The sequence below is a fragment of the Cupriavidus sp. H18C1 genome (assembly GCF_049311595.1).
In the GTDB taxonomy this organism is placed as follows: domain Bacteria; phylum Pseudomonadota; class Gammaproteobacteria; order Burkholderiales; family Burkholderiaceae; genus Cupriavidus; species Cupriavidus cauae.
Map to the genome: position 1 here is coordinate 226,155 of NZ_CP186008.1, position 26,037 is coordinate 252,191.

The 26,037-nt window shown below is 66.6% G+C and carries 34 protein-coding genes and 5 pseudogenes; 24 read left to right on the forward strand and 15 right to left on the reverse strand.

Going from position 1 to position 26,037, the window contains the following annotated elements; translation table 11 throughout:
- Positions 1–6: 6 nt before the first annotated feature.
- Positions 7–1,464, forward strand: coding sequence for an N-acyl-D-amino-acid deacylase family protein (locus OJJOAM_RS01075; protein WP_422649453.1), 1,458 nt, complete (start codon positions 7–9; stop codon positions 1,462–1,464).
- Positions 1,465–1,475: 11 nt separating this feature from the next.
- On the opposite strand, the gene OJJOAM_RS01080 is transcribed toward OJJOAM_RS01075, so the two are convergent.
- Complete coding sequence (locus OJJOAM_RS01080) at positions 1,476–2,144, reverse strand: LysR substrate-binding domain-containing protein (protein WP_422648609.1); 669 nt, start codon at positions 2,142–2,144, stop codon at positions 1,476–1,478.
- A gap of 88 nt (positions 2,145–2,232) precedes the next feature.
- Positions 2,233–2,583: pseudogene (locus OJJOAM_RS01085) on the reverse strand (helix-turn-helix domain-containing protein); the annotation flags it as partial.
- On the opposite strand from OJJOAM_RS01085, the pseudogene OJJOAM_RS01090 reads away from it, so the two are divergent.
- Positions 2,582–3,922, forward strand: a pseudogene (locus tag OJJOAM_RS01090) (amidase family protein); the annotation flags it as partial. The pseudogenes OJJOAM_RS01085 and OJJOAM_RS01090 sit on opposite strands and share 2 nt — an antisense overlap.
- 199 nt (positions 3,923–4,121) lie before the next feature.
- Here OJJOAM_RS01090 and OJJOAM_RS01095 read toward each other — a convergent pair.
- The 3 genes and pseudogenes from OJJOAM_RS01095 to OJJOAM_RS01105 all read right to left on the reverse strand — a co-directional run bounded on the left by OJJOAM_RS01095 (position 4,122) and on the right by OJJOAM_RS01105 (position 7,811).
- The gene (locus OJJOAM_RS01095; RefSeq protein WP_422648610.1) at positions 4,122–5,615 is read right to left on the reverse strand and encodes a sensor domain-containing diguanylate cyclase; all 1,494 of its coding nucleotides are present in this window, start codon (positions 5,613–5,615) and stop codon (positions 4,122–4,124) included.
- A 102-nt stretch (positions 5,616–5,717) separates the two neighbouring features.
- Positions 5,718–6,836, reverse strand: coding sequence for a CaiB/BaiF CoA transferase family protein (locus OJJOAM_RS01100; protein WP_422648611.1), 1,119 nt, complete (start codon positions 6,834–6,836; stop codon positions 5,718–5,720).
- A gap of 23 nt (positions 6,837–6,859) precedes the next feature.
- A pseudogene (locus OJJOAM_RS01105) lies at positions 6,860–7,811 on the reverse strand (Bug family tripartite tricarboxylate transporter substrate binding protein).
- A gap of 197 nt (positions 7,812–8,008) precedes the next feature.
- Between OJJOAM_RS01105 and OJJOAM_RS01110 the strand changes: the two are divergent.
- Positions 8,009–8,920: a LysR family transcriptional regulator gene (locus tag OJJOAM_RS01110; protein WP_422649454.1), complete on the forward strand. Its 912-nt coding sequence runs from the start codon at positions 8,009–8,011 to the stop codon at positions 8,918–8,920.
- On the opposite strand, the pseudogene OJJOAM_RS01115 reads toward OJJOAM_RS01110, so the two are convergent.
- Positions 8,917–9,564 (reverse strand): annotated as a pseudogene (locus OJJOAM_RS01115) (glutathione S-transferase). The gene OJJOAM_RS01110 and the pseudogene OJJOAM_RS01115 overlap by 4 nt on opposite strands.
- A 203-nt stretch (positions 9,565–9,767) precedes the next feature.
- Here OJJOAM_RS01115 and OJJOAM_RS01120 point away from each other — a divergent pair.
- Entirely contained in the window at positions 9,768–10,343 is a 576-nt protein-coding gene (locus OJJOAM_RS01120; RefSeq protein ID WP_422649455.1) for a TetR/AcrR family transcriptional regulator, read from the forward strand.
- A 203-nt stretch (positions 10,344–10,546) separates the two neighbouring features.
- Here the strand turns inward: OJJOAM_RS01120 and OJJOAM_RS01125 are convergent, their stop codons facing one another.
- The 8 genes and pseudogenes from OJJOAM_RS01125 to OJJOAM_RS01160 all read right to left on the reverse strand — a co-directional run bounded on the left by OJJOAM_RS01125 (position 10,547) and on the right by OJJOAM_RS01160 (position 15,250).
- Positions 10,547–11,605 carry a cation:proton antiporter gene (locus OJJOAM_RS01125; RefSeq protein WP_422648612.1) on the reverse strand — a complete coding sequence of 353 codons (1,059 nt, stop codon included), beginning with the start codon at positions 11,603–11,605 and terminating at the stop codon, positions 10,547–10,549.
- Positions 11,586–11,855: pseudogene (locus OJJOAM_RS01130) on the reverse strand (hypothetical protein); the annotation flags it as partial. The gene OJJOAM_RS01125 and the pseudogene OJJOAM_RS01130, both read right to left, overlap by 20 nt.
- 144 nt (positions 11,856–11,999) lie before the next feature.
- A complete protein-coding gene (locus OJJOAM_RS01135; protein ID WP_422648613.1) occupies positions 12,000–12,188 on the reverse strand; it encodes an alpha/beta fold hydrolase in 189 nt (62 codons plus the stop codon).
- Complete coding sequence (locus OJJOAM_RS01140) at positions 12,188–12,646, reverse strand: cupin domain-containing protein (protein WP_422648614.1); 459 nt, start codon at positions 12,644–12,646, stop codon at positions 12,188–12,190. The genes OJJOAM_RS01135 and OJJOAM_RS01140 overlap by 1 nt, the downstream gene beginning before the upstream one ends.
- A 44-nt stretch (positions 12,647–12,690) precedes the next feature.
- Entirely contained in the window at positions 12,691–13,458 is a 768-nt protein-coding gene (locus tag OJJOAM_RS01145; RefSeq protein WP_422648615.1) for an SDR family oxidoreductase, read from the reverse strand.
- 268 nt (positions 13,459–13,726) lie between these two features.
- Positions 13,727–14,371 carry a helix-turn-helix domain-containing protein gene (locus tag OJJOAM_RS01150; protein ID WP_422648616.1) on the reverse strand — a complete coding sequence of 215 codons (645 nt, stop codon included), beginning with the start codon at positions 14,369–14,371 and terminating at the stop codon, positions 13,727–13,729.
- Positions 14,372–14,394: 23 nt separating this feature from the next.
- Positions 14,395–14,613, reverse strand: a complete 219-nt coding sequence (locus tag OJJOAM_RS01155) for a hypothetical protein (protein WP_422648617.1) — start codon at positions 14,611–14,613, stop codon at positions 14,395–14,397.
- Between the two features lie 313 nt (positions 14,614–14,926).
- Positions 14,927–15,250: a hypothetical protein gene (locus tag OJJOAM_RS01160; RefSeq protein ID WP_422648618.1), complete on the reverse strand. Its 324-nt coding sequence runs from the start codon at positions 15,248–15,250 to the stop codon at positions 14,927–14,929.
- 229 nt (positions 15,251–15,479) lie between these two features.
- Between OJJOAM_RS01160 and OJJOAM_RS01165 the strand changes: the two genes are divergently transcribed.
- From OJJOAM_RS01165 to OJJOAM_RS01260, 20 genes are all read left to right on the forward strand, one after another.
- Positions 15,480–15,806, forward strand: a complete 327-nt coding sequence (locus OJJOAM_RS01165; RefSeq protein WP_422648619.1) for a hypothetical protein — start codon at positions 15,480–15,482, stop codon at positions 15,804–15,806.
- A 3-nt stretch (positions 15,807–15,809) separates the two neighbouring features.
- Complete coding sequence (locus OJJOAM_RS01170) at positions 15,810–17,588, forward strand: replication endonuclease (RefSeq protein ID WP_422648620.1); 1,779 nt, start codon at positions 15,810–15,812, stop codon at positions 17,586–17,588.
- An 11-nt stretch (positions 17,589–17,599) separates the two neighbouring features.
- Positions 17,600–17,734 carry a hypothetical protein gene (locus tag OJJOAM_RS01175; protein ID WP_422648621.1) on the forward strand — a complete coding sequence of 45 codons (135 nt, stop codon included), beginning with the start codon at positions 17,600–17,602 and terminating at the stop codon, positions 17,732–17,734.
- Positions 17,731–18,009, forward strand: a complete 279-nt coding sequence (locus OJJOAM_RS01180) for a hypothetical protein (protein WP_422648622.1) — start codon at positions 17,731–17,733, stop codon at positions 18,007–18,009. Before OJJOAM_RS01175 ends, OJJOAM_RS01180 begins: the two co-directional genes overlap by 4 nt.
- A gap of 4 nt (positions 18,010–18,013) precedes the next feature.
- Positions 18,014–18,271, forward strand: a complete 258-nt coding sequence (locus OJJOAM_RS01185) for a hypothetical protein (protein ID WP_422648623.1) — start codon at positions 18,014–18,016, stop codon at positions 18,269–18,271.
- Positions 18,259–18,606 (forward strand): hypothetical protein, encoded by a 348-nt coding sequence (locus OJJOAM_RS01190; protein WP_422648624.1) that lies wholly within the window; start codon positions 18,259–18,261, stop codon positions 18,604–18,606. Before OJJOAM_RS01185 ends, OJJOAM_RS01190 begins: the two co-directional genes overlap by 13 nt.
- Positions 18,593–18,748: a hypothetical protein gene (locus tag OJJOAM_RS01195; protein ID WP_422648625.1), complete on the forward strand. Its 156-nt coding sequence runs from the start codon at positions 18,593–18,595 to the stop codon at positions 18,746–18,748. Before OJJOAM_RS01190 ends, OJJOAM_RS01195 begins: the two co-directional genes overlap by 14 nt.
- A 31-nt stretch (positions 18,749–18,779) precedes the next feature.
- Positions 18,780–19,460, forward strand: coding sequence for a hypothetical protein (locus OJJOAM_RS01200; protein ID WP_422648626.1), 681 nt, complete (start codon positions 18,780–18,782; stop codon positions 19,458–19,460).
- Between the two features lie 335 nt (positions 19,461–19,795).
- Complete coding sequence (locus OJJOAM_RS01205) at positions 19,796–20,620, forward strand: major capsid protein P2 (protein WP_422648627.1); 825 nt, start codon at positions 19,796–19,798, stop codon at positions 20,618–20,620.
- 13 nt (positions 20,621–20,633) lie between these two features.
- Positions 20,634–20,951 carry a hypothetical protein gene (locus tag OJJOAM_RS01210; RefSeq protein WP_422648628.1) on the forward strand — a complete coding sequence of 106 codons (318 nt, stop codon included), beginning with the start codon at positions 20,634–20,636 and terminating at the stop codon, positions 20,949–20,951.
- On the forward strand, positions 20,951–21,271 hold the full coding sequence (locus tag OJJOAM_RS01215; protein ID WP_422648629.1) for a hypothetical protein: 321 nt from the start codon (positions 20,951–20,953) through the stop codon (positions 21,269–21,271). Before OJJOAM_RS01210 ends, OJJOAM_RS01215 begins: the two co-directional genes overlap by 1 nt.
- Positions 21,268–21,681, forward strand: a complete 414-nt coding sequence (locus tag OJJOAM_RS01220; RefSeq protein ID WP_422648630.1) for a hypothetical protein — start codon at positions 21,268–21,270, stop codon at positions 21,679–21,681. Before OJJOAM_RS01215 ends, OJJOAM_RS01220 begins: the two co-directional genes overlap by 4 nt.
- On the forward strand, positions 21,665–22,369 hold the full coding sequence (locus OJJOAM_RS01225; RefSeq protein WP_422648631.1) for a hypothetical protein: 705 nt from the start codon (positions 21,665–21,667) through the stop codon (positions 22,367–22,369). The genes OJJOAM_RS01220 and OJJOAM_RS01225 overlap by 17 nt, the downstream gene beginning before the upstream one ends.
- Positions 22,370–22,371: 2 nt before the next feature.
- Positions 22,372–23,124, forward strand: a complete 753-nt coding sequence (locus OJJOAM_RS01230) for a hypothetical protein (RefSeq protein ID WP_422648632.1) — start codon at positions 22,372–22,374, stop codon at positions 23,122–23,124.
- Positions 23,124–23,759: a glycoside hydrolase family 104 protein gene (locus OJJOAM_RS01235; RefSeq protein ID WP_422648633.1), complete on the forward strand. Its 636-nt coding sequence runs from the start codon at positions 23,124–23,126 to the stop codon at positions 23,757–23,759. The genes OJJOAM_RS01230 and OJJOAM_RS01235 overlap by 1 nt, the downstream gene beginning before the upstream one ends.
- Positions 23,760–23,794: 35 nt before the next feature.
- Complete coding sequence (locus OJJOAM_RS01240; RefSeq protein ID WP_422648634.1) at positions 23,795–24,253, forward strand: hypothetical protein; 459 nt, start codon at positions 23,795–23,797, stop codon at positions 24,251–24,253.
- A 1-nt stretch (position 24,254) separates the two neighbouring features.
- On the forward strand, positions 24,255–24,704 hold the full coding sequence (locus OJJOAM_RS01245; protein ID WP_422648635.1) for a hypothetical protein: 450 nt from the start codon (positions 24,255–24,257) through the stop codon (positions 24,702–24,704).
- Complete coding sequence (locus tag OJJOAM_RS01250) at positions 24,701–24,868, forward strand: hypothetical protein (protein ID WP_422648636.1); 168 nt, start codon at positions 24,701–24,703, stop codon at positions 24,866–24,868. Before OJJOAM_RS01245 ends, OJJOAM_RS01250 begins: the two co-directional genes overlap by 4 nt.
- The gene (locus OJJOAM_RS01255; protein ID WP_422648637.1) at positions 24,868–25,005 is read left to right on the forward strand and encodes a hypothetical protein; all 138 of its coding nucleotides are present in this window, start codon (positions 24,868–24,870) and stop codon (positions 25,003–25,005) included. Before OJJOAM_RS01250 ends, OJJOAM_RS01255 begins: the two co-directional genes overlap by 1 nt.
- Positions 25,002–25,178, forward strand: coding sequence for a hypothetical protein (locus tag OJJOAM_RS01260; protein WP_422648638.1), 177 nt, complete (start codon positions 25,002–25,004; stop codon positions 25,176–25,178). Before OJJOAM_RS01255 ends, OJJOAM_RS01260 begins: the two co-directional genes overlap by 4 nt.
- A gap of 515 nt (positions 25,179–25,693) precedes the next feature.
- Here OJJOAM_RS01260 and OJJOAM_RS01265 read toward each other — a convergent pair.
- Positions 25,694–26,032 carry a hypothetical protein gene (locus tag OJJOAM_RS01265; protein WP_422648639.1) on the reverse strand — a complete coding sequence of 113 codons (339 nt, stop codon included), beginning with the start codon at positions 26,030–26,032 and terminating at the stop codon, positions 25,694–25,696.
- Between the last annotated feature and the right edge of the window lie 5 nt (positions 26,033–26,037).

The window sequence follows — 26,037 nt, forward strand, 5'->3', positions numbered from 1 at the left end:
CACGGCATGTCATCGCATTTCGATCTGATCATCCGCCACGGCGACGTGATCGACGGCAGCGGCGCGCCGCGGCGCGCCGCGGACGTGGCGGTGCGCGACGGCGTGATCGCCGCCATCGGCATCGGCCCGGACGCCACCGCCGACGAGGTCATCGACGCCACGGGCATGATCGTCGCGCCGGGCTTCATCGACACCCATACGCACGACGACTGGATGGTGTTCCAGTCCCCGCAGATGCTGCCCAAGGTCACGCAAGGAGTGACCACCATCATCGCGGGCAACTGCGGCATCAGCCTGTTCCCGCTCGTCACCGACACCATCCCGCCCGCGCCGCTCGACATCATGCGGGGCGGCTTCGTATTCGAGTCCGTGCGGGCCTACCGCGAGGCATTCGCCGCGAAGCCCGCCACCGTCAACGTATCGGTGCTCATCGGCCAATCGACGCTGCGCGCGCGCCGCGTCGCGGAGCTGGGACGCGCCGCGAGCGACCACGAGATCGACAGCATGCGGCGCGACGTGGAACAGGCCCTGCTGGAAGGCGCCATCGGCGTCTCCACCGGCACCTTCTATCCGCCGTCGGCGGCGGCACCGGAGCAGGAGATCCTGCGCATGTGCGAGCCGATGCAGCGGCTGGGCGGCGTGCTGGTTTCGCATATGCGCGACGAAAGCGACAAGGTCGCCGAGGCGATCGACGAGACCGCGCGCCTGGGCAAGGCGCTCAACGTGCCGACCGTGATCTCGCATCACAAGCTCGTCGGCAAGCGCAATCACGGCCGCAGCCGCGAGACGCTGGCGCAGGTGCGCGAGCTGTCGCGCACCATGCCGCTCTGCCTGGACTGCTATCCGTACGCGGCGTCGTCGACCATGCTGCGTCCCGAACGCGTGGACCAGTGCGACCGCATCCTGATCACGTGGTCGGCCTCGCATCCGGAAGCGGCGGGCCGCTATCTCGAGGACCTGGCGCAGGAGTGGCAGCGTTCGCGGCGCGAGGTGGCCGAGGCCTTGCTGCCGGGCGGCGCGGTGTACTTCATCATGGACGAGAGCGATGTGCGCGACATCCTCGACTACCCGGACACGATGATCGGCTCCGACGGCATTCCGTCCGACGAAACGCCGCATCCTCGCCTGTGGGGCACCTTTCCGCGCGTGCTGGGCCTGTACTCGCGCGACCTGGGCCTGTTTCCGCTCGAGCGCGCCGTCCACAAGATGACGGGCCTGCCCGCGCAACGCTTCGGACTCGAGGGAAGGGGGCTTCTCGCCGTGGGCAAGGTCGCCGATATCACGGTGTTCGACCCGGCGACCATCCGCGATTGCGCCACCTTCGATGCGCCCACGCAGCCCTCGGTCGGCGTGCGCGACGTGTTCGTCGCCGGGCAGGCCACGCTGCGCGGCGGCACGCCGACCGGCCATCGGCCCGGACGCTTCGTGACGTCGACCCTCGTCAGATCACGCGCGCCGGCGTGAGGCCATGCCGGTCAGCCGGCGTCGGCATTGGCCGTTTGCAGCAGCCAGTCGACGAAGGTCACCAGCGTCGGGTTGGCGCGCTTTTCTTCGAGGCAGACGAAGTAATACGACTTCGGCGACAGGTAGCTCGTGTCGGACAGTCGTACCAGCCTGCCGGCCCGAAGATCGTCGCCGGCCACATAGTCGGGCAGCAGCGCCACGCCCATGCCGCTGATGGCGGCCTGCAGGCCCATGGTCAGCAGGCCGTAGCGGGGCCCGTCGCCGGGCCTGGCCACCTTGGCGCCGATCTGCGCGAGATAGGCCGGCCATGCGTCCAGCGCCGTATGTTGATGGAGCAGGGGCATCTGCCGCAGTGCCTGGGACAGCGACCCGCCGCGCGGCAGCCTGTCCGGCGCGCAGACGGGAAACAGTTCGAGCGGCATGACCTCGACGCCGAAGTGTCCGGGCGGCGGCCCGCCGCAGTACATGATGGCGGCGTCCAGGCCGCTGTGGGGCAGGTCGACCGGGCCCACCTTGGTGGTGATGTTCAGCTGGATCTGCGGATGCTGCTTGGCAAATTGCGGCATGCGTGGCAGCAGCCAGATGTTCCCCAGCGAGACCGGCACCGACAGATCGAGGCGTCCGCCGGACCCACGGCCCGTCAGGACTTCCAGCGTGGCTTCCTCGAGGAGATTCAGCACCTGCCTGACGCGCTTCCAGGTATTCCGTGCCGGTCGCCGTCGCGACCACGCCACCCTTGCGCCGGTCCAGCAGCCGCACGCCGAGAAAGGTCTCCAGTTCCGTCAATTGCTTGCTGACGGCGCTCTGCGTCAGGCACAGTTCCTCGGCCGCTTCGGTCAGGCTTCCCTTGCGCACGGTGGCTTCGAGCGCGACCAGGTTGGCAAGGGCGGGCAGGTTCCGGCTGGTGGTGCTTTTCATCGGGAAGTCCTCGGGCGAGCGGCGGGACGCGGTACGGTGGCCGCGGGCACTGCGTGCGCCATTGTCGTTCATGTATTCCGTGAGGGAAAGCAACGCGATGACTGAACGTACGAACACGCCCGCTGCGGCAGCGCCCGTCGGCGCGGTGGAGGCGGCATCGGATTTGTTCGAACTGCCGATCGCCGAACTGGCGTGCCGCATGGACGCCGGCACGCTGACGGCCGAGGAACTGGTCTCGGGGCATCTTGCGCGTATCGAGGCGTTCGACCGTTCCGGCCCGTCGATCAACGCGGTCAGCCAGTTGCATCCCGACGCGCTGCATGAGGCGATGCGGCTCGACCGCGAACGGCGGCGGCATGGGCCGAGGGGGCCGCTGCACGGCATGCCGATGGTGGTCAAGGACAATATCGACACCGTGGGATTGCCGACCACGGCCGGTTGCGCCGCACTGCGCGACGCGCTGCCCGCCGCCGACGCGCCCGTGGTGGCCCGGTTGCGCGCCGCCGGCGCGATCGTGCTCGGCAAGGCCAATATGTCCGAGCTCGCCGCGTCCAATGGGCGCTTCGGCTACAGCTCGGCGAGCGGCCTGACCTTGAATCCTTACCGGCTCTCGCGCAATGCCAGCGGGTCCAGCAGCGGCACGGGGGCGGCGGTGGCGGCCGGTTTCGCGGTGTTCGGCCTCGGCACCGATTCGTTCGGCTCGGTGCGCGGCCCGGCCTGCGTGCACGCGCTCGTCGGTGTCAGGCCGACCCACGGCTTGCTCGACGCGGCCGGCGTGCTGCCGCTGGCGCAGTCCTTCGATACGGTCGGACCGCTGGCGCGCACGGTGGACGATGCGGCGCTGGTGCTCGCGGCGCTGGCGCCCGAGGCGGGCATCGATGGCACGACGGAACGCCTTGCCGGCCGCCGTCTTGGCATCGTGATGGACTTCAATGGCGGCAATGACGAGATCGACGCGCTGTTTTCGCGGGCGTGCCTGGACCTGGCCGACGCCGGGGCGCAGACCGTGGCGGTCGCGTTGCCGGCCGATGCGCGCCGCCTGTACGAGCGGGTGCTGGGCGATATCGCGCGCAGCGAATGGGCGCTGCAGCTCGATCGCTATCTGGCCGCGATGCCGCCGTCTTGCCCGAGGGATTCCGCGTCGCTGTTGGCGCGCATCGATGCGCAATTTGGCGATGGGGTGGGCGACGGATTGGGCGGTGGGGCGGGCGGTGGATTGGACGATGGATTGGGCGATCGAGCAGGGCGCGCACCGAATCCCCTGACGATCGCGGCGCTGCGCCATGCGGTGGCAACCCGCGGCGAGCCCCCACGCCCGGGCCTGTCCGCGGCCCGCGCGCTCGGCGCCGCGCTTGCCGGCCTGATGCACGCCAACGGCTGCGCCGCGCTGGTCTTTCCCACGCTGGCATGCCCGGCGTCGCCGCGCTTCGATCGGGACGACCCCAGCTACCGCTGCCGCGTTTCCAATCCGCTGGCGCCGATGCACATGGCGAGCGCCGCCGGTTTTCCGGAGGTCAGTGTGCCGATGGGCTGGACCGAGTCCGGCGTGCCCGCGGGGCTGTCCTTGCTGGGCCGCCCCGGCGACGAGCGCCTGCTGCTCGGCATCGCGCGCGACTACGAGGCGGCGACGCGGCATCGTCGAGCACCGGCCCTGGGTGGGGGTGGGTCCGACGCCAACGCCCGACGCCTGAGGCCGTGGGTAGCGCGGACGGCGCGGGTAGTGCGGGTAGTGCGGGCGATCAGGCCGTCGCCGTGGCCGTCGCCAGGGTACCGGAACCGACCACGCGGTTGCGCCCCGAGCGTTTGGCCTGGTAAAGCGCCTCGTCACCGGCGCGCAGGAAGGCGCGCACATCCGGAAAATGCCGGCCACCGTTCCAGTCGGCGCCGTCCGTCACGGTACCGATGCTGACCGTCAGGTTGCCAAGCGGGCTGCCGGCATGGGCGAGGTGCAGCCGCTCCACTGCCTTGCGGATGTTCTCGGCGATCAGCGCAGCGCCCGCTGCATCGGTGCCGGGCAGCAGTACCGCAAATTCCTCTCCGCCATAGCGGCCCGCATAGTCGCCGGGACGGCGGATTTGCTGCTGGATGCAGCTGCCGACAGCGGCCAGCGCATCGTCGCCCGCCATGTGGCCGTACTGGTCGTTGAACTGCTTGAAATGGTCGACATCGAGCATCAGCAGCGACAGTGGCTGCCTTTCGCGGTGGGCACGCCGCCATTCCCGATCGGTAGCGTCGTCGAGCGCCCGCCGGCTGCCCAGGCCGGTCAGTCCATCCGTTCCTACCATGTGGCGCAGATGGTCCTCGATCGCTTGCCGCTGGCGCCATTGACGGGCCAGCATGGCCGCCAGCGCAATAATCAACAGGTCAACCGCGGCAATGATTCCGCCGAATGCCCACACCCGGCGGTACCAGGGTGCGAGCACATCGGTCATGGCGCGCCCGACCACCACGACCAGCGGGAATTCGGGCGTGCGGTGGTAGCTGTAGAGTCGGCGCACGCCGTCGATTGGCGTGGTGCCGACAAACGTGCCGTGGCTGCCGCGCAGAATGGGAGGGAACACGGCGCTCTTCGACATGTCGCGGCCAATGACCGCGTCGTCATACGGGCGCCGCATCACGATGGTGCCGTCCGTACGCACCAGCGTGACGGTGCCGCCGGCCCCAAGGCTTACCCCGTTGAAGAGCTTGCGGAAGTACGACAGCCGCAAGCTGCCGCTGACGACGCCAGCGAAGCTGCCATCGGGCGAAACGAGGCGCCGGCTCAGGGCCAGGAATTTGTCGCTCGGCTGCAGGCGCCCTTGAAACGGCCGGCTGACATACAGTCCGGCCTCCGGGTCCCGATGCTGCGCCTGAAAGTAATCGCGATCGGCGACATTGAGCGACCGCGGCGGCCACTGTTGCGAGTCGAACAGCACGTTGCCCTGCGCATCGCTGGCGAACAGCGATCCCATGTCCTCGGCATTGATGGCGAAGTCGAACAGGGCCCGCTGGCGAAGGTTGGGCGGCAGCGACATGACGGCGGGGTCCCGCACGGAATTCACGACCCCGGAGATGGCGAGGTCATGAACCTGCAGAGTCCGGGAGATGCCGCGCTCGAGCGTCAGCGCGAGGTTCGCCGAGGCTTCCTTCTCGCTGGCCAGGATGTCGCTGCGCATTTGGTAGAGGGCCGCTGCGCCGAGCAGGGAAATCAATAGCGCCAGGGTGACCGCGCCGCCGCCGACCAGTCCGGCCATGTCGAAGCGCCGGCTTCGCCCGAGTAAATGTCTTCTCATTTCCCGCGCCGCACGTGTTGTTCTTGATTGGGCCCGATTGTAGCGTCGGGACCGGCAATCGGTTCAACTCGTGTTATCGACCGTTTGCGCGCCGAAGCCCAGCCCCGGCGAAATCACCGAAGCCTCCTCGCCATGCAGCGTGACAGTGGATACCAGGCCCCGCCGTTGCGCCTGCGTCGCGAAATCGCCGAGCCTGCGCACCTTGGCGGCCGGCACGCCGTGCGTGGCGAGGTGCAATTCCAGTTCGCCCGCGTTCCCCATGCGAAGACGTTCGGCAATGACCGCCTTCAATCCAGCCGGATCGAGCGAGCGCACGAACGACGCCGGCGAATCGGGATTCAGCGGTTCGGCGAAGTAGGCCGGGTCCGCCGCGATGCCGGCCAGTTCCAGCACGTCCAGCAGGCGCACCAGCTGACGGGGCGTGTTGGCGCCGAGCGCGATCCAGCCGTCCTGCGTGGCGAAGAAGTCGGCGGTCGGGCTGCCGGAGTAGCCCTGATTGCCGACCCGTGCCGGCGAGTTGCCGTGGGTCAGCGCCTCGCAAGCAAACGAGTACATCAGCTGCAGCGCGGCACCGGTCATCGACACGTCGAGCTGCACCGCGCAGCCACGCCGCTCGCGCTCGCGCAGCCCCGCGAGGATCGCCAATGCCGCCTGCATGCCGGTCGCTGCGTCGACCACGGGGAAGCCGGTCTTGATCGGCGGGTCGTCCTCGGTGCCGGCCATGAAGGCCATGCCCGTTGCGGCTTGAATGATGTGGTCGTAGGCGGGGCGCCCGGCGACGTCGGCGCTGCCTCGCCCATACCCGGAGATCGTGCAGTAGACGACCTTGGGATTGACCGAGCGCACCGCGTCGAAGCCCAGCCCGAAGCGTTCCAGCACGCCGGGACGCAGATTGTCGACAACCACATCGCAGGTCGCCGCGAGGTCCAGTGCCCGCCGTTGGTCCGCCGGGTCGCGCAGGTCGACCGCATGGCTTTCCTTGCCGGCGTTCAAGGCGACGAAGCCCTGCCGGCCCTTCTCGGTGCGGCGCATGACATCGCCACCGTTGGCGTTTTCCATCTTCAGCACTGTCGCGCCGAGCTGCGACAGATAGAACGTGGCCAGCGGGCCGGCGATGACGTGCGAGAAGTCGAGCACGCGGACACCGGCGAGCGGGGCGAAGGACGATTGCGAGGGATTCATGTTGGGTCGCTGGTTGGCTGGGCTTACTGAAGCGCAATGCGGCTTTGCTCGACGATGCGGCGATATTTCGCGGTCTCGTCCGCGATGAAGCGGGAGAAGGCTTCGGGCGTGGGGGGTGGGATCGACGATCGAGCCGGCCTTTTCGTACAGGTCGCGCACCCCCGGATCGTTGAGCGCTTGCAGGAAGGCCGCATGCAGGCGCGCCACGATCGGCTGCGGTACGCCGGCCGGCGCCCAGATGCCGCTCCACGAGTCCAGCACCAGGTCCTGGCGGCCGAGCGCTTCGTTCAGCGTCGGCACTTGCGGCAGGTTCGCCAGCCTCTGCGCCGACGTCACGGCGAGCGCGCGCACGGTGCCGGTCGTCAACTGCGGAATTGCCGTCGAGGCAACGGGAAATCCGATCGTCGTATCGCCGCGGATCAGCGACGGAACGATCTCGACCGAGCCCTTGTACGGGATGTGCACGAGCTCGACGCGCGCCGCGTTGGCGAACGCCGCGCCGGCCAGATGCGCCGCGCTGCCGATGCCGCCGGATGCGTAGTTGAGCTTGCCGGGCGCGTTCTTCGCAGCCTGCGCAACCTCCGCGACGGTGCGATACGGCGCGCTGGCCTTCACCAGCATGACCTGCGGGCTGAAGCCGGAACGGATGACATGGGTGAAGGTCGTCGCGGGATCGAATTTGACGGAGGGCTGCAGCAGCTTCTGCGTGACGTGCGTCGAGGCGCCGATCATCAGCGTGTAGCCATCGGCCGGCTGCTGCGCGACCACTTCGGCAGCGAGGATGCCGCCGGCGCCGACCTTGTTCTCGACAACCACCGCTTGCCCGAGTTGACGCGACACGACCTCGGCGGTCTTGCGCGCCAGCACGTCGGGACCGCCGCCCGCCGCGTAGGGAACGATCAGCCGGATCGGCCGATTGGGAAAGGGCGCGTCGGCGGCGATGGCCGCGCCGTAGAGCAGGGCGGTCCCCGCCATCGCCAGACCAAGCCTCGTTGCGAGTGTTCCTGTAGTGCGCACTGTGTCGTCTCCCGGTCGTACCGCCATGGGGCCCGATTGTGGGAGCGCCGGACTTCCCTGTAAATTATTGGTTTGCTATTCGGTCATCACGTCTCGTTATGTCCAGGAATTCCGCCAGCCTTGCCGCACGCCTCGATCGCCTGCGCATCCGCCATCTGCGCTTTCTCGAGCTGATCGAGGTCCATGGCTCGCTGTCGGCAGCCGCCGGGCAGCTATCGCTAAGCCAGCCGGCCGCGACCAAGATGCTGCAGGAGATCGAGTCGGTGTTCGGTGCCGCGCTGGTCGAGCGCACCACCCGCGGCGCCGCGCTGACGCCGGCCGGCCGGATCGCGCTCGGACGCCTGCGCATCGCGTTGAACGCGCTGTCCGCCGCGATGGACGCGATCCATGCCACGCCTGCGCCAGTGCCGGTTGTCCATCTCGGCATCCTTCCGTTGGTGGGCGTCGTCGCGATGCCCAGGCTGATGGCGACGGTGGCGGACCGGCCCGGCTTCCCGCATCTCGTCATCCACGAGTCGACGGTCGGCGGCTTGCTGGGCATGCTGGAGCGCGGGGAGATCGACTGCATGGTGGGGCGCATCGGCACCAGCCGGGAAGGGCATGCGACAAGCGGGATGCGCGTGATGCCGCTTTGGGAAGAACGTCTCGCCGTGGCCTGCGCGCTGGACCATCCGCTCGCGCGCAAACGCTCGGTGGCGCTGTCGCACCTGTGCGAGTACGACTGGGTCACCACGCCGCGCGGTGCCAGCACCCGGAGGCTGTTTGAAACCCCGTTCCTGGACGCGGGGCTCGTGCCGCCGCAGCCGAAGGTCGAGTCGTTCTCGTTCCACACCAATCTGTGCATGGTGGCCAGCAGCAGGCTGCTGACGGTCGCTCCGGAAACGGCGGTGCGGCACTACGCACGCCTTGGCATGGTGCGACAGGTTCGCCATGACAGCTGGTTCGCCGGCGGCCGTACGGTGTTCGTGACGCGTGATGACGCAGCGGATGCGCCGGGCGTTGTGACGGTGGGCGAGGCGCTGGCTGGGTTGATGGGGGACACCATATCGTCCACCGGACCGATCTAGGCGATGAGCCGAAACACCGGTTGGTGCCTGACGCTGTCGCGCTCGAGCATGCGCTGGTACCAGGCGACAAGGGTCGCGCATTCCGCCGGCACCGGCAACTTGACCAGCGACGCAAAGATCAATCCGCCGATGACCGTGATATCGGCCATCGAAAACGATTCGCCGGCGACATACGGTTGTTGCTGCAGAGCGGCATCGAAGTACCGCATGCCTCGCAGTGCCTTGTCGCGTTGCCGCGCTCCCCCACTCAGGGTTCTGATAGATCTCGACCTTGGGACCCAATCCCGGCGTGCCGTGGTGGAAATAGACACTGATGGGATCGAGCAGCTCCAGCTCGGCGCGCTTGCTCATCATGTGGATCACGCCTTTTCTCGCGCGGTGCGGCCGGTGAGGATCGGCGCGCCGTCCAGCGCGTCGAGATACTCGGTAATGGCCGTGCATTCCGCGATGCAGGTGCCATCATCGAGCTCGAGCACCGGCAGCGTGCCCGAATAGTTCTTGTTGGCGAGAAATTCGGGGCCCTTGTGCTCGCCCTTGTAGAGATCGACCGTGACGAATCGCACGCGCGATTCCAGCTTCTTTTCGGCCAGCGCGATGCGGACGCGGGTTGGATAGGGCCCCGTCGGAAAGTCATGGATCGTCATGGTGGCGGGCTGGATTGCCTGAACACTGCCGGCATTAGCGTTCATTTTTCGCGTAGCTCCTCGGTCGGTGGAAGTGGAACGGAGTCAGGGCGATCGTCATGTACGTTCATCTGATTCGCTCGCCTACCTAACGTTCGTTAGGGTAAACGTACAAGGTACAATACGGGGTGTCAACATCCATTCCGGCCCCAGAGGTGGAAGCCATGACCAGTGACGCGAGACAGAACTCCAGGGAGAAGATCCTTGCGGCCGCCACCACCATTGCGCAGGCCCATGGCTATGGCGGGCTGAATTTTCGCGATCTGGCCGAGGCGGTCGGCATCCGGGCCGCCAGCATCTACCACCATTTCGACAGCAAGGCCGATCTCGGCGCGGCGGTAGCCCGGCGCTATTGGGAAACCGCGGCGGCGCACCTGGACGCCTCGCTGGCCAAATCGAAGAGCCCGCTGGACAGCCTGCATCGTTATCCCGACATGTTCCGCAAGGCGCTACAGAGCAGCAATCGCATCTGCCTGTGCAGCTTCATGGCCGCGGAAACCGACGATCTTCCTGAAGTGGTAAGGGAGGAGGTCCGGACCTTTGTCGACATCAATATTGCCTGGCTGACCAAGGTCCTGGCCGCGGCAGGCGTGGCCTCGGGCAAGGAAGGGAAAGCGCGTGCTCGCGCGATCTTTGCCGCGATCGCCGGCGCCCAGCTCATTGCCAGGAGCCAGTCCGACATCTCGGTCTACGACTCGCTGATCGAAAGCTATCGGAAGACCGGTCTTTTGCCCGCCTAGCAAGCCGCCAAGTCGGACGAACCCCGATGCGCTGCAGACACTGGCCAGGGCTGCATTACGTGGAAGGCGGAACGGAGGCAAAGGGCGATCCGATCCTTCTCATTCCGGGATGGCGACAGAGTTGGTACGCCTGACAATGCCCGACGCTGCTCACTTCGTTGAGGCGCCGCGACAGGCGCGCGAGGCACCGACCGGCCAGGCGGTCACTGCCGGATCCGCTGGTACCTGGCCATCAGCGGCGTAGCGGTCGATCCGTGCAGCACGATGGACACGACGACGGTGCACAAGGTGATCTGAAGCAGCAGGTCGGCATGGGCCATATCGGGCGCATGCGCGAGCGAATAGGCCAGGTAGTACAGGGAGCCGATGCCGCGAATGCCGAACCATGCGGTGAGCCGGCGTTGCGCCGGCCGCAAGCGCATGGCGATCGTGGACAAATAGACGGAGAGCGGGCGGATCAGCAGGATGAGCAGCAGGGCAGTGCCCAAGGCCGGAACGCTGAACGTTGCCTGCGTCAGCATGGTGCCGATCAGCAGCGTGACGCACAGTTCGGCCAGCCGCTCCACATCGAAGGAGAACTCGGAAACGGTCTGCGTCAGATACGCGGCAGCCTTGTTCTCGTGCGTGGCGATCTGTTCGAGTCCCTTTGCGGGAAGGGCGCCGAGCACGTCTTCCGGCGACCTGTTCGGGTTCTCCTCGCGTTCGACCTGGCGCATTGCCACGCCCGCCGCGAACACCGCCAGGAAGCCATAGGTGCTCGCCAACAAGGCGGCGCCATAGGCCACACCGATCAGGCCCAGCGTGAAATGGCTCTCCAGCCCGACAGCCTCATGGAAACGCATGCGCAAGGCGAGGATGGTCTTGCTGGCCAGCAAGCCAAGCGCGGCGCCGATACCAAGCCCGCCCAGCGTTGCCCAGATGAGGTCGACGGCAATCCACCGCGTCAGCCCGGGACCCAGTTCGTGATAGCCGAGCAGGCCCAGGCCAAGCATCGCAAAGGGGAACGCCGTGCCATCGTTGAGGCCTCCTTCGCCGGTCAGGCCAAAACGAACGATGTCCCGGTCTTCGGTGTTCGCCATCTGCACGTCGGACGCCAGCACGGGGTCGGTTGGCGCAAGAATGGCGCCGGCAAGTATCGCGGCACCGAGCGGCAGACCCAGCCAACCGACCCCGACCGCGCATACCCCCCGCGATGGTGAGCACCATCGCCACGCTGGCAAGCTGGATCGGCAACCGCCATATCGACAGCGCCATGCGGACACGCAAACGCAGGCCAACGCCGAACAGGGAGATCAGCACGGCCACTTCGGTGACGATCTCCAGCAGCCGGACATGGCCAGGGTCGTGGAGATCCAGCGTGATCATTCCTGCGCCAATGGGGCCGAGCGCCACGCCAAACAGCAGGTATAGCGCGGAGGGCGAGATCGGCAGGCGTTTCACTACCGAGCCGATCAGCCCCATCGTCACCATCAGGCCGCCGATCACCAACGCCCAGATCGCGAGCACAGTCATCTCCCCATCAAGGCGGTTTGCCAGGCGGATGGATCCGGGCGGCACCGATCCCGCACGGGGCGGATGTGGGCCAGCTTCTGCTTACCGGTAATCCGCGCGCTGCACTGTCCGGCCCCAAGCCGCCAAGCTGGCGACCGCTTCCGGCTAGCGATTTGCCGCGGAGACAAAGCCCGCCAGATCGCGGTTGAATCGCTGCGGCTCCTCGAGAAAGGGCGCATGGCCTGAATTATCGTACAGGCTCACTCGAACGCGCGGGTTGAGCGCCCGGGCATGTGCAATCGCCGTCGGAGCGTTGCGCCGGATGGCACGCTCCGACAGGATACGGCCGAGCATTACGGCTTCAGGGGTGTCGTCAGTACGACGTCGTCGGTATCCACCACGAACACGGCCAGCAGTTTTGCCGGTTCCGTCTTGCTGGCGTTGGCGCTGACATCGTGGCGATCGCCTGGCATCTCGGTGAAATTCTGCCCCTTGGTGAAGGTGCGCAGCGGGCCGCCATTAAGCTGGTTCAGTACGGCGCCCTCCAGCACGGTGGCGTAGATGAGCGCGGACTTCGCGTGCGTATGCGCCGCGTTGACGCCGCCCGGCTCATATTCGACGAGCACCCCCTTGATACTCTTGCCCGGCAGGTTCGGAATGGCTTGCTGATAGACCGGCGTGACCCTGACGCCGGTGCTCTGTGCAGCGAAAGCGCTCGGGGCGACCGAGGTCTGGTGCGCCGAGTGGTCCTGCGCAAGGGATGCTTGCAGCGGCAGGATGGCGAACAGCAGCGAGATGGCAAGTTTGGACATGGTGAATCTCCGGTGAATGGTGTGGATGGGGGACATCGATAGACTCATCGCGCCGCCTGTGGGCCTTGCAACCAGGTACCGCGCGTAGTCTTTCCCAGTCGTGCATCGCCAAGCGGGACCAGCGAACGTTCGGTAACGGCGCCACCGAAGTAAGTGGCCGTGGGATCGCGCTCGACCACGCGCGCGTCGCCAGTCAGTGCCAGATGGCTGCGGATGATCTCGTCAAAGGCCGCACGCTCCGGCCCTGCAACCTCCACGACACCGTTGGCGGGCGCACCGATGGCAATCTCCGCGAGAAATTGCGCCACATCGTCGGCAGCGATCGGCTGGAAGAGGCCGGCGGGAAGGCGGACCTTGTCTTGCACGACGCTGCTGTCGGCGATGCCCGTGAGGAATTCGAAGAATTGCGTGGCCCGTACGATCGTCCAAGGCGTGGGCGCGGCGGTGATTACCGCTTCCTGTGCCACCTTGCCCTCGAAGTAACCATTGCCCGGCATGCGGTCCACCCCGACGATCGACAGGGCCACGTGATGCCGGACGCCGGCTGCCGCTTCCGCGGCGGCGATGTTTCGGCTCGAGGTCTCGAAGAAGGACTTGACCGCGGCCGGGTCGTAAGACGGTGCATTGCTGACGTCAATTACGACGTCGGCGCCGGCCAGGGCACCGGCGAGACCCTCGCCGCTGACGCTATTGACGCCCGTCGACGGCGCCGCAACGACGACCTCGTGGCCGGCGGTGCGCAACAGTGCCGCAACCTTGCTGCCAATCAGTCCGGTACCGCCCACGATCACGATTTTCTGGCTTGCTTGCATGACGACTCTCCTGTTTTTCGATAAGCCTGCGTTGCTGCAGGGATGGACGAATGGTAGGGCGGGGCGGGGCAGCTTGCCGTTCCGGCCTTGCGCCGAATGTTCCGATCTTGCGGTGGCAACGGTAAGCCCGCTGACCACAAGTCTGGAACAGTGAGCGCCATCGACGGAAAGCTGGATGACGGGCGTCGGCCTACAAGGAGTGCTCGGTTATCGGGTGCGTGCCGAAATGATGCGCCGCCTCGAGGTCGGGGGCACGCTGGATGGCGCGCTATCGCAGGCGCCGCAGCGATGACGGCGTGACGCCGGTGACCTTGCGGAATGCGGAGGCAAAGGACGACGGCGTCTGGTAGCCCACTGCCATGCCGATGCCAGTAACCGGCAAATCGGTCGTCATCAGCAAATGGCGTGCTTGGCCGATGCGCATGGCGGTCAGCCATTCATGGGGCGTCTGCCCCGTGGCGAGCCGAAATGCCGTACAGAAGTGAAAGCGGCTCATCTGCAGCAGGCCGGCCAGGTCGTCGAGCCGGATCTCGCGGTCCAGAGCTTCCTTCATGTAGTCGGTAACGCGGCGCACCTGCCAGTCGAGCAGGCCTTTGCGGACAGCTTGCGCGGGAATGGCCGATTGCGCCGAATGGCCGCGGATCAACTGCAGGCACAGCAGGTCCAGCGCATGGTCGGCAAACAGAGAGGAACTGGTGTCGCCGGTAGCGGCTTCATGGCCGAGTATCTCGAGAATGCGCGATGCAACCGGGTCGTCAAAACAGATCCGGCCGATGAGCTCGATATCAGCGGGGCCCTTTCCCAGTGAGCTGGCAGCCTCCTGCAGGCGTTCGCCGCCAAGGTAGACATGAGAAACTTCGATCGGCCCGTCGACGTCCCATCGTCCTTCTTGACCCTGGGGAATGATGGTCACAGTGCCCGGTCGGGTCGGTGCACTCATGCGTTTGCCATCCACGTGGCAGCTGGATTTTGCGCTGCACCGTAATAGGTCATGATGACGTGCGCGGCCATGGGCGGCAGCGAGGCATGAAATTCGCCGTGACGCCAGCGGCGGGTCAGGCGCGTGCCACCGCGCAAGACGTTGGCAAGCGTAGGAGGCTGGTCGAGGATGTCGCCAATGGCCACTGCCGCATCGGAGCCAGTCAACGTTCTCATGCGAGTCATCCCGGATAGACCAGGCGCACTTTACCTGCGCAGCAAGGTGACGACAACTTCCATTGCGAAGTCAACATCGCCCATTCAGATGGCGATCACGCTCGTCGGAGCAGGTCTTCTATCTGGCATCGATCGCCTGTGCGCGTTGCCGTTTCGCCGCCCATACGCGGCCGGTCCGTGGGGCGTTGGCACAGGCCGAGAGCGTCAACTCAACGGAGATGAGTAAGGCGATAACGGCAGGCAGTGCACGGGCAGGAACCAATATTCTTTATTTAACATAACAAACATCGTGACGGTGGGACTACCTGCTAGGTTACGCCGCGCAAAGGGCGGGGCGCTGTCCCATCATGCCTAGCAGGCCTTCAAAACCCGAGGAAATGCGCTGCTGCACCGAGGCCCACAGGGCCTTTGCTCGGTCCGACTTCGCGCGCTCATAGCTCGCGGCGGCGATGATCTCGAACGCGTCGATGTGCAAGATATCCGCGATAGCGATAGCGAGTTCTTCACCGATCCCCGCGCGGCCAAGGCGGATTGCGCTGATGGCGCCCTTCGTCACACCAAGGTGTTTTGCCAGCGCGTAATCCGATTCGATGTCGAGCGCGGCCTTTGCCGCGTCTAGGTACTCAAGTGGCTTCATGGTCACTACCCCTATGGTTTCTACCCGGCCTGAACAGTAGTACATAGTCTATTGACGTGCAACGGTCTAATCCTTCTTGACGGTATAGAGTCTCAAGACTATATTCCGTGCCAGACGCGCCGCCGCCTGGAACCCTACCCGCCGGGGCCGGCCTGATCCGCTGGCAGGCGGCGCGACTACCCCGCGAAGGGGTCTCCGCAACAGGGTAGGGAGCAAGAGGGGTGGTCACATGTCGTTACAAAATTCCCGCCGCGCCGGCATTCATCGCACCGCCTTGGGCGGCTTCACCATCGACGGCCCGTACTTCCGCCGTCAGACCCGCGCCAGCGTCCTGCTGGGCCGTTTTTTCCATTGGCTGGGGGGCCTGACCATGGCGCACGGCTATCGACCGGGCAGCAAGCGCGAGCCGGCGCACGGTTCGCACCAGCCGGCGGCGGTGCCGCCCACCGGCCAGCGCAGTCCGCAAAGCGATGCGCTCGCCTATGCCGCGCTGGAGAACGCACGCGCCATGCTGGCGACGCACCGCAGCCGCATCAAAACGCCGCGGTGGTGGTAGCGCATGTGGGGCTATCTCCGCGACGCTGATGCAGCGCTGTCCGCGCTGCCAGAAGTGGCCGAGGCACGCGCCCGCGTGCCGATGCGCTGGCTGCACCGCGTCACGCGCGCGGCTGACCGCGCCGGCCGCGCGAGCGCCGCGGCGATGGGCCGGCCCGACATGTTCGACCTTGGCGCCGCCGCCGGTGCCGTCGCCGCGTTTCTGGCCGAGCACGCGCCCCAGCATCTGCCGGTCCGGCCGGATGCATCCGACTACGAAATCTGCATGAAGGCGCGCGGCATCGCCGCCGATGTGCTGCTGCGCACGACAGGCCTATCGACGGCCGACGCGATGGTGGTCTGCCGGCATGCCTGCGAGACGCATGGCGTCGCGCTGCCCGACTTCCCTGAGGACGCTGCCAAGGTGGCGCGCGTGCGCTGCGAACTGTGGTGGCGCCGCCGGCTGCGCGCCAAGCATATCCGCGCGCTGGAGCACTCGAATATCCGGCTGCACTACGTGCACTACCGGTCGGACCCCTACGCCAGCAATGACGCCGTGCGCCGCCGCGTCGCGCAGAACCGCCGCAACGCCGCCACGCTGGCGAACGTCACGTTGGAGAACGAACACGGCCACCGCTTCACGCTGGCCGAACTGGCCGAACGATCGATCGCCAACAAGGCGCTGCGCCGCGGCGAACTGATGACGCGGCTCAAGGGCGCGGAGGAACTGGCCGACGCCGCTGGCTTCGCCGGCGTGATGTTCACGATCACGTGCCCGAGCCGCTTTCACGCCGTGCGCCAGGCCGGGAACAAGTTCCAACCGAATCCGAAATACGAGGGCGCCGACCCCCGCGAAGCGCAAGGCTATCTGCGCAAGGTATGGGCGCGCATCCGCGCCGACCTCGCGCGCCGCGGCGTCGTCTACTTCGGCATGCGCGTAGCCGAGCCGCATCACGATGCCTGCCCGCACTGGCACGGCCTGCTGTTCTCGGATCGCGTCGAAACGGTGTGCGACGTCATCCGCGCGCATGCGCTGCGCGACAGCGGCGAAGAAGCCGGCGCCAAGCTGCGGCGCGTCCGGTTTGAGCGCATCGACCGGGCCAAGGGCTCGGCAGTCGGCTACATCGCCAAATACATCGCCAAGAACATCGACGGCCACGCCGTGGGCGATCACCAGACCGCTGAGGGCTACACCGTGCAGGCCGACTGGCTGGGCGATGACGTCATCACGCCGAGCCAGCGCGTCGAGGCATGGGCCGCGACTTGGGGCATCCGGCAATTTCGGGCGTTCGGCGGCGCGCCGGTAGGGGTCTGGCGCGAGCTGCGCCGGGTCAAAGAGGCCGACTTGCCGACCGAGCAGGAATGCCCGGAGATTCGCCGCGCGTGGGCGGCGGCGCAGCGCACAGCCGACAAGCCGGCCAGCTGGGCCGACTATGCGCGCGCCATGGGCGGCATCGCCGGCGAGGCCAAACGCATCTTCGTGCGCCACACCGAACGAATGGAGCAGGGCCGCTACGGCCTGACGCTGCGCAAGGTGCCGCACGGCGTGCAGGCAAAGGGCCGCGTGCGCGTGATCGACGGCATCTGCGATTACCTGCGCCTGACGGACATTTTCGTCCCGGCGACCCGCTACGAATGGCGGGAGGTGTCGCGCAGCGGCGCAGCCGCGAGCACTCGGACTCGTGTCAATAACTGTACGCGCCCCACCGGCGCGCACCGCGCGGCCGGCGCCAGTGAGCGCCGCCCCGCGTGGATGGATTGGCCGGAAACGGCCGCAACCGCGCCCGATGGGGCGCAAACCTGAGGGGAATCGAGGTGGAAAACAAGTCTTTCAAGGACCGCGCCGATACGGCGCTGCTGTTGTTCGGCGGCGTGATGCCGCGCCCGGTCAAAGAGTTGCTGCGCGACATGGCCATCGCGCTGGACGAACTGAAGGGGCAGCAGCAATGACCATCAAGACGGAACTGCAGGCGCTGGTAAGCGCGGTGGACAGCCTTCGCCCCCATGTTCGCGACACCGGCACCACCAACTACGGTGCGGCCTGCCATCAGGCCGAAATGGTGCTGGCGATGGCCGACGCCGAACTGTCGCCGCCGACCGAGCCGACCGAGGCGATGCAGGCGGCGGGCGTCACGGCGCTGGCGAACATGCCGCCCGGCACGACGGCGGCCGACATGGTGGCTGGCATCCTGCGCGCCGCGCTGCAAGCCGGGCAGGGGGCCTGATCCCATGAGCCATTGCACCTGCCCGATTTGCCGCCAGCAAGCGCGCTGGGGCGTCAGCAAGGGCGGCGCCGGGCGGGTGTACATCACCTGCACCGCGCCGGGCTGCGGCGTGCAGATTTTCGCGCGCTCCGACGACGCCGACGAACGCATCCGCGACGGCTTCATCGCGGCGGCGCCAGCAACGAACGAACGTAACGTTACGGCCCAGCCGGCCGAACGTAACGAACTGCCGGCCGGGGGACTGATGACATGGGAGGTCTGATCGAACTGGATGCGCTCGACACGCTCAAGCGCAAGGCGCACGCCTACGAAAGCCAAGCCGGCGCCGACCTGCCCCCGCTGCCCGGCGAGCCGGCGCCCATCGACCCGGCCGCGGAATGGGAAATGACGCTGTCGGTGCTGGTGGCCGCGCTGTCGCCGGCGCTGCCGTATATCCCTACCGTCTACACGCCGGACGCGATCAAGGCGCTGTCCGCGGCCATCGTGCCGGTGGCCGACAAGTACGGCTTGTCGGTCGGGGGGGCTGATGTCCGGGCCGGAAATCGGCCTGCTGTTGGTGGCCGGGCCGCTGGCGCTGGCCACGGTGGTCGCGCATAAGCAATGGCGGGCCGAGCAGGACGAAGCGCGCACCGTGGACAACGCGGCGCCGCCGGCGACCGTGGTGCCGCCGCAGCAGCGCTCGCACCTCGGCGAGAACATGCAAGACACCGGCGGGCGCCTGCCCGCCGTCAGGGGGTGAAATGGCAGGAAGTCAGAACGTTGCCCGCATCGTGGGCGTGATCGGGGCATCGGGTAGCGGCAAATCGCGCTGGCTCAAGGATGGGCTGCGCCGCATGCGGCCGTCGCGGCTGCTGATCTGGGATCCGCAGGACGAATACGGCGAGTTTGGACAGGTGGTCACCGACACGCGCGAACTGGTCGAAGTGCTGGCCGCGCTGGGCCCGGCCGATGGATTCCAGATCGTCTATCGGCCCGGCGACGACATGAGTACGTACCGCTGGAAGTTCGACCTGTTCTGCGAGATCGCCTACCAGATCGAGCGGTTGTGCGTGGTGGTCGAGGAAGTCGCGGACGTGACCAGCGCCAGCTATGCGCCGCCGTACTGGTCGCGCCTGTCGCGCAAGGGCCGGCACCGCGCCATGACGATGTTCGCGGTCACGCAGCGGCCCGCCGTGATCGACAAAACATTCTTGGGCAACTGCACGCTTATTCACTGCTGCCGGCTCAACGACAAGAACGACATCAGCGTCATGGCGGCGACGCTGGGTGTGCCGGTCGATGACGTGCGCAACCTGAAAGCGGACCCGGACACCGGCGTCTTTCAGTTCATCGAGCGGAACATGCAGACCGGCGAAATCGGCTGCGGCGCGCTCGATTCGCGCGGAAGCCACAGCGCACGGCCCGAACGTAACGTTAGTTCGTTGCCGGCGCCTGAGGCCAACGTAACGTAACCGACCGGCCTTGCGGCGCCCCGCTGAGGCTCCCCATAGTGGGAACCAAGCGGGGGCCATCCCCGACATTGCACACGCACTTTCGGGGGAGAAAACCATGAGCGTGAAGGAAATCGGCAAGGCCGTCGTGATGACCGCTATTGCCATGGTCGTGATCAACCAGGGCAAGAAGTACCTGCCCGATTCGGTCGCCAAGCTGCTGGGCTGACGCCATGTCCGACGTGAAAAACGCGGTCAAGACCACGGCGCTCGTCCTGCTGACCATCTACGTACTGCGCCGCCTGCCGGTCACCGATCAACTCGTCGCCACCGCACTGGTGGGCTAAGGACAATCCATGGCAATCATTCAGCAACTGCCGCCGTTTCTCAACGTGGTCGCCTCGGGCGTCGCCACGCTGCAAATCCCGCGCTATGCCAACACGCTGACGCGCATCGTGCTCGCGCTGGCCGGCACCACGTTCACCAAGGCGATGATCACCGACATCAAGGTCAAGATCGGCGCCCGCACGGTGTACAACGTGAGCGGCGCGCGCCTCGACGCCATCAACAAGTACAAGGGCATCTACGACGATGCCAACTTCCTGACGATCGATTTCACCGAGCGCGATGCGCCGAGCATCGACGGCAAGGAGGTCGGCGGCTTCGACCTGACCGCGTGGCCGGACAACCTGAATCTGGAAGTCACCATTGCGGGCGCGACGGCGCCGCAGCTGCAAGGCTATATGTTCCTGACGCCGCCGCAAGGCCAGGGCGCCGGCGAGCTGATTCACAAGCTGCTGTACTTCCCGGCCTCGACCAGCGTGGCCGGCAAGTTCCCGATCAACTTCTCGCCCAAGGGCGCGCTGATCAAGCGCGTGCACATGTTCTACGCCGGAACCGACTGGACCGCGACGACGGAAGGCAACGTCAACCGCGTCGAGGTCAAGAAGAACGGTCTGGTGGTGTGGGACGCGACCGCACGCGTGGCCCGGTTCATCGAACAGGAACAGCGCAAGGTGCCGCAACCGAAGCACTACTGCGTGGACTTCATCTTCGACAACAACCAGTCGGGCGCGCTCAAGACGGCCGACGCGGCCGCGCTAGAGTTCAATGCCTTCCTGACCGCCGCCGATGGCCTCGACGTCTACGTCGAGTGCATCGACCTGCCGTTCAACCTGTAACGGGGGGCGCGCCATGGGTGATTGGGACACCGTACAGCCGCAGTCGTATTACACCGACCCCATGGTCAGTGCGGCACCGTCCGCCGGCGACTTGAACCCGCTGGCGCAGACCGGCGCCGACCTGCTGCGCTACGGCCTGTCGCGTCTGATCGACGTGCAGACCGTGCGCGCGCTGCAGAACACGAACACGGCTGCGGTGCTGAACTCTAACGGCGCGGTCATCTCGACTGCGCCGCGCGGCGCCACGCCGGCGCTGGGCCTGTTCGGCGGCGGCATGGTGCCGCTGCTGGTCGCGGGCGGGCTGATCTGGCTGCTGGTCGGGAAGAACTGATGTATCCGCAAGGTGCCGCCGCAGCGGCGATGTACTCGAACCCGTGGACGGCCGGCATCATGGGCGCGTCCCAAGTGCTGGGCGGCGTGCTGGGCGGCCCGGAGGGCGCCAAGGCGGCGACTTCCGGGTCGGGCATGTTCGATCAGCATTTCGACGGCTCGGGCTGGACGGTCGCCACCGGCGGCAGCGAAGCGCGCGCCTTGCCGACTCTGACCAGCGCCGTCCAGGCGACGGCCGACAACGCGCTGTCGCTGTTCAACAACCCGATGGTGCTGGTCGCTGCGGCGGTCGTCGCCATCGCCTTCGCGCGCCGGCAATGATCGAGATTCGACTCGAGCCGTGGACCGATGCGCATATCGCGGAGGTCAACGCGGCATTCGCGCAGCACGACAAGAGCGACACCAGCCGCGGGCTGATGGCGCCCCATGAATGCGTGCGCGGCGGCACCTTCTGCCGGGTGTGGCGCGATGGCGCGCCGGTCGCATGGTACGTGCTGCACGGCGCGCAGCATGCGCACGGCAGCGAAGCCGAGGTGTCGCTTGCCTACGGGCGCGACGACGTCGATTTGGTAGCCGAGGTGCTGCCGCTGATCGAGTACCAGTGCCGGGCCTTCGACGCGATCCGCATCGAGACCTGCCGGCCGGGCCTTATCCGAAAACTCAAGCGCATGGGCTACGGCGTGGATGCCGTGATCCTGCGCAAGCGGGGAAAGCATGATTCTGCGTCCTGATCAGGTGCGATTGATGGCGCTGGGCCTGCCCACCACGCCATGCAACAAGAAGTCGAGCAACAGCAGCAGCACGTCGGCCAGCACGCAAAACTATGACCAGCGCATGGTCGTGGACGGCGGCAGCATCGGCATCAATGGCGATGGCAACCGTATCTCGATGACCGACGGCGGCGCCGTGCGCGATGCGCTCGACTTTGCCGGCACTGCCAACGCGCTGTCGGTCGCACTCGCGAGTGTGGCAACCGACCGTGCGTTGGATAGCAGTGATAACGCGCTGCGCACCATCGGCATCGGCAACGCACAAGCGCTCGATTTTGCCAAGAGCGCGAACGATCGCGCGATGCAATTGGCGACGACCAGCACCGAAACCGCCTACAAGTCGACGGCCGATGCGATCGGCTTTGCCGGCAACGCGCTCGGCAAGACTATCGATATCGGCAAGCGCGGTTTGGAAATCAGCGCCGAGCAGCAGCGCATCAACGCGGATGGTCTGCTGTCCGGTATGGGCAAGCTGATCGATTTCGCCAAGGACACTGCGAGCACGGCGCGACAGGTGAGCGAGAACGCGCAAAGCAACGTCGCGGCCGCATACAGCAACGTGCAGGAAATCAGCACGGGGCAACGGTTCCTCGTGGCAGGCGCGCTCGCTATCGCGGGCGTGGTCGCGGTCAGCAAGATGAAGGGGTAACCGTGGGCATCATCGAATCGGTACAGCAATATGACCTGAATATTCCGGCCGGCGGGGCACAGTCGATCGACGTGACCGGCGACCGGGTGCAGTTCCTGTCGGCCATCGACCCGTTCGCACAGATCGAGATTCGGCCGAACTTCGCGCAGGGCAACATCACGCTACGACCGGGACAGGGCTTCCGATTCAGCGAGCCCGTGCAGCGCTGGGTGGTCTACAACCGAGGCGCACTGCCGCTGTCCGGCTATCTGCTGATCGGCTCGGGCGACTTCTTCGACCAGCGCATCAGCGGCACGGTTGACGTGATCGACGGCGCCAAAGCACGAACGCTCGCTGGCATCGCGTTCAATGCGTTTGTCAGCCAGCCGAGCACTGCATCGGTCTATTCGCGCATCCAGCTTTGGAATCCCGCCGGCAGCGGGCGGAATGTCGTGCTCGAACGCATTGCCATGCTGGGCATCGCGGACAACGGCGCGCACCTGCGCTATGTCACGGCGCCGCTGGCGAACCTGATGTGCAACGGCATTTCCAAGAAAACCGGCGGCGCGCAATCGGTGGTCGAGTTTCGCGCCGATACCACGCCGACCGCTTCGCTGTCGCCCGACATCATGGTCGCGCTGACCTATCAGGGATCCACGACCAAGGAATACGTACCGAGCGAGCCGTTCTACATCGCGCCGGGTTACGGCCTGACGCTGTGGGGAACGATCCAGAACGCGAGCCTTGGTAGCAATTTCGAGTGGTACGAGGACTGATGGACCGATATCGCTTTGCACTGCTGATGCTGGGCGCCGTGGGCTACGTGGTCTGGCGCGACTGGCAGCGCAGCGAGGAGCCCGGCGCGCAGGTGCCGGACTGGCTCGACCAAGGCGAAAACCTGTTCTACGACGCGGCCGAAGGCAATTGGTTCGGTGACATGGGAGAAACGGATATGGGGCAGGCGACGAACAACCGCGCGGCCTTCCTGATGATGATTCGCACGGCCGAAGGCACGGCCGGCGCTGACGGTTACCGCACGATGTTCGGCGGCGGCCTGTTCGACTCGTTCGCGGACCATCCGCGCCGCGTGGTCACCGCCATGTCGGGCGGCCGGCCGATCAGCAGCAGCGCGGCCGGCGCCTATCAGTTCCTGCGCCGCACGTGGGACAAGCTCGCCGCGCGGCTGAGCCTGCCGGACTTCTCGCCGGCCAGCCAAGACGCGGCGGCCATCGAATTGATCCGGGAGGCAGGGGCGCTCGGCGACGTGGACGCCGGCCGCTTCGCGCTCGCAGTGCGCAAGGTGCGCAAGATTTGGGCGAGCATGCCCGGCGCTGGCTACGGTCAACCCGAGGTCGCGCTTGAACGATTGCAGGCCGCATATCAAGCGGCAGGGGGTGTGGTGAATGGCTAAGGCAGCGAGCGGGGGGCGGTGGCCCCGACATCCTGTTGCTGGCGGCAGTCGGCGCGATGGCGTTTCTGGCGCTGCGTTCGCGCGCGGCGTCGGCCGCTGTGGGCGGCGTGCCGGTCGGCACCGCGGCGCAGCTGCGGCCGGACTACAAGACGCAACGCGATCTGGCGTACACGCAGATGGGCGTCGGCGTGGTTGGCTCGATACTGGGCGGGCTGCGCGGCTTGGGCGGCGGGGCCGGGCCTTCGGGCACTGGCGGCGGCTTCTCGCTCGGCAATATCTTCGGGTCCGGGTCACCCGATTCCATCTACAGCGGCGGCGGGACGGCTGCGGTGGGGGGCATCTTCGGTGGGAACGGGTTCACCGTTTCGAACTTCAACAACGGCTACGGCGCGTTCGAGGAGTCCATGAGCGGGTGGACGGACCGGGAAATCGGCGGCCTCAACGGCGCGTATGGCTTCGGCTCGCTCGTTCAGTATCCGGGCTTTGGTGGCTGACATGAATGACACCACCGCGAAGCTGTTGCTCGCTGCTGGCGCAATCGCTGCGTTCGCCTTCGTCGTAAAAAAAACGGCGGGCTGGGGGGCTGCGGTTGCGGGTGTGGCAGGCAATCTCGGCCAAGCGCTGGGCGGTGCGGTGGTGGAGGGCGGTAAGGGCATCGTATTCGGCGTTGGCGATGCGCTAGGCATACCGCGCACCGACATGACGGAATGCGAGCGCGCGATCGCCGAGGGGCGCACATGGGATGCCTCGTTCGCGTGCCCGGCAGGGACATTCCTGTCTTCCGTGGCGGGCGGCTTGCGAAGCGATTATCCGATTTACGGCGATCCGGCTCCACTGTCGGACTGGATGGGCACCATTGCCAGCCGCCCCATCAATCCATGGGTCGTGACCGAGAACGCGGGCGGTGCGGCCTTTGTCTACCCGCGAATCAGGAGAGCATCTTGAAATATCTGAAACGTCTGCGCGAGCCGTCCACCATGGCCGGGCTGTCGGGGCTGGCGGTGGTCATCGGGGCCAATCCGACGAAGGTCAACGCCGTGTCGGCGGTCATCGCGGCCGTGCTGTCGGCGCTGGCGGTGTTCATGCCGGAAAAGGGCCAGGCCGAGTAATGGGCGCAGCGGAAGCGGTGGCGCTCGCCTGCGGCGTCGTGAACCTGCTTGGTGTGCCGCTGTTCGGCTTCCGTTACGTGGTGCGCCTTGAAACGCGCCTTGCGCGGATTGAGGCCAAGTTGGGAATCGGGGAATGAGCGTCAAAGCATGGATTCCGACGCCGGTCGAGATTGGCCGGGAAACGCTGATCGTGATCGGTGGTGTGATCTGCGCCGCCATCATCCTATCGCGCTTCCCGGGGCTGAAATCGTGGATCGCGGATCAGGGAACGGTCGTGCTGAAAGACCAGCAGGGCCGGGTATTGTGGTGACAATGGGAGAGAGCATGGCAACCAAGAAACGACTGCCGCCGCGCAAGGCCAACGGCCAGTTCCGCAAGCGCAAGAAGCGCTGACGGTTCGCGCTGCACGAGGGGGATCGCCCGGCTTCGGCCGGGCTTTTTTCGTTACACTCGCGGAAAACAACAGGAGAGGTCATGCGGGTAATTCTGGCGGGGATGTTGGTATTGGGGCTGACGGCCTGCGGGCTGCGGTACGCCGGCACCGAGGAGCAAATGCAGCAGATTGCCCGTGGCGCCGCGGAGCTGATGAAGAGGGATCCATATAGCGCAACTGTGTCCGCGGCTGGAACCGGGGCGCATCTGGCATTGACGATGGTCGCAAAGCCGGCCGAGGATGCTGAGCCGGCATGCGTTCCGACGTGGCGGGGGGTGCCTACCCGCATGGCAGGCGAAATACGCGGTGACAGAGTATGGGACGGGCTACTCGATGGAGGAGTTGACCGGCTTGCCCGACGATTTCTACAAAACGACCTCGATAGGCAAGGACTAGGCCTGCATCAGTCCGGGTTCGGGGAACTCCGTGACCGACTGCGGCCGATCGATCGACGGCGCCGGCCGCGCGCGCGGCCGATGCAGTTCGATGATCTCGCCGCGGACGATGCCAAGCCGCGGCAGCGCCTTTGCGTAGCCCATCTGCCGGGCGATGTCGAGCAATTCCATTTCCTGTAGGCGCAGGATCTCGGCTGCCCACCACGGCGGCTGCTGCCGGCCGGTGAGCCATGCGCGGATGGTGGCGCTGGTGCACCGTAGGCGGCGCGCGAGCGTGTCTTGAGGCAACCCGTTGGCGTAGTGAAGGAATTCCCGATGAATGGCGTACTTCTGCATGATGT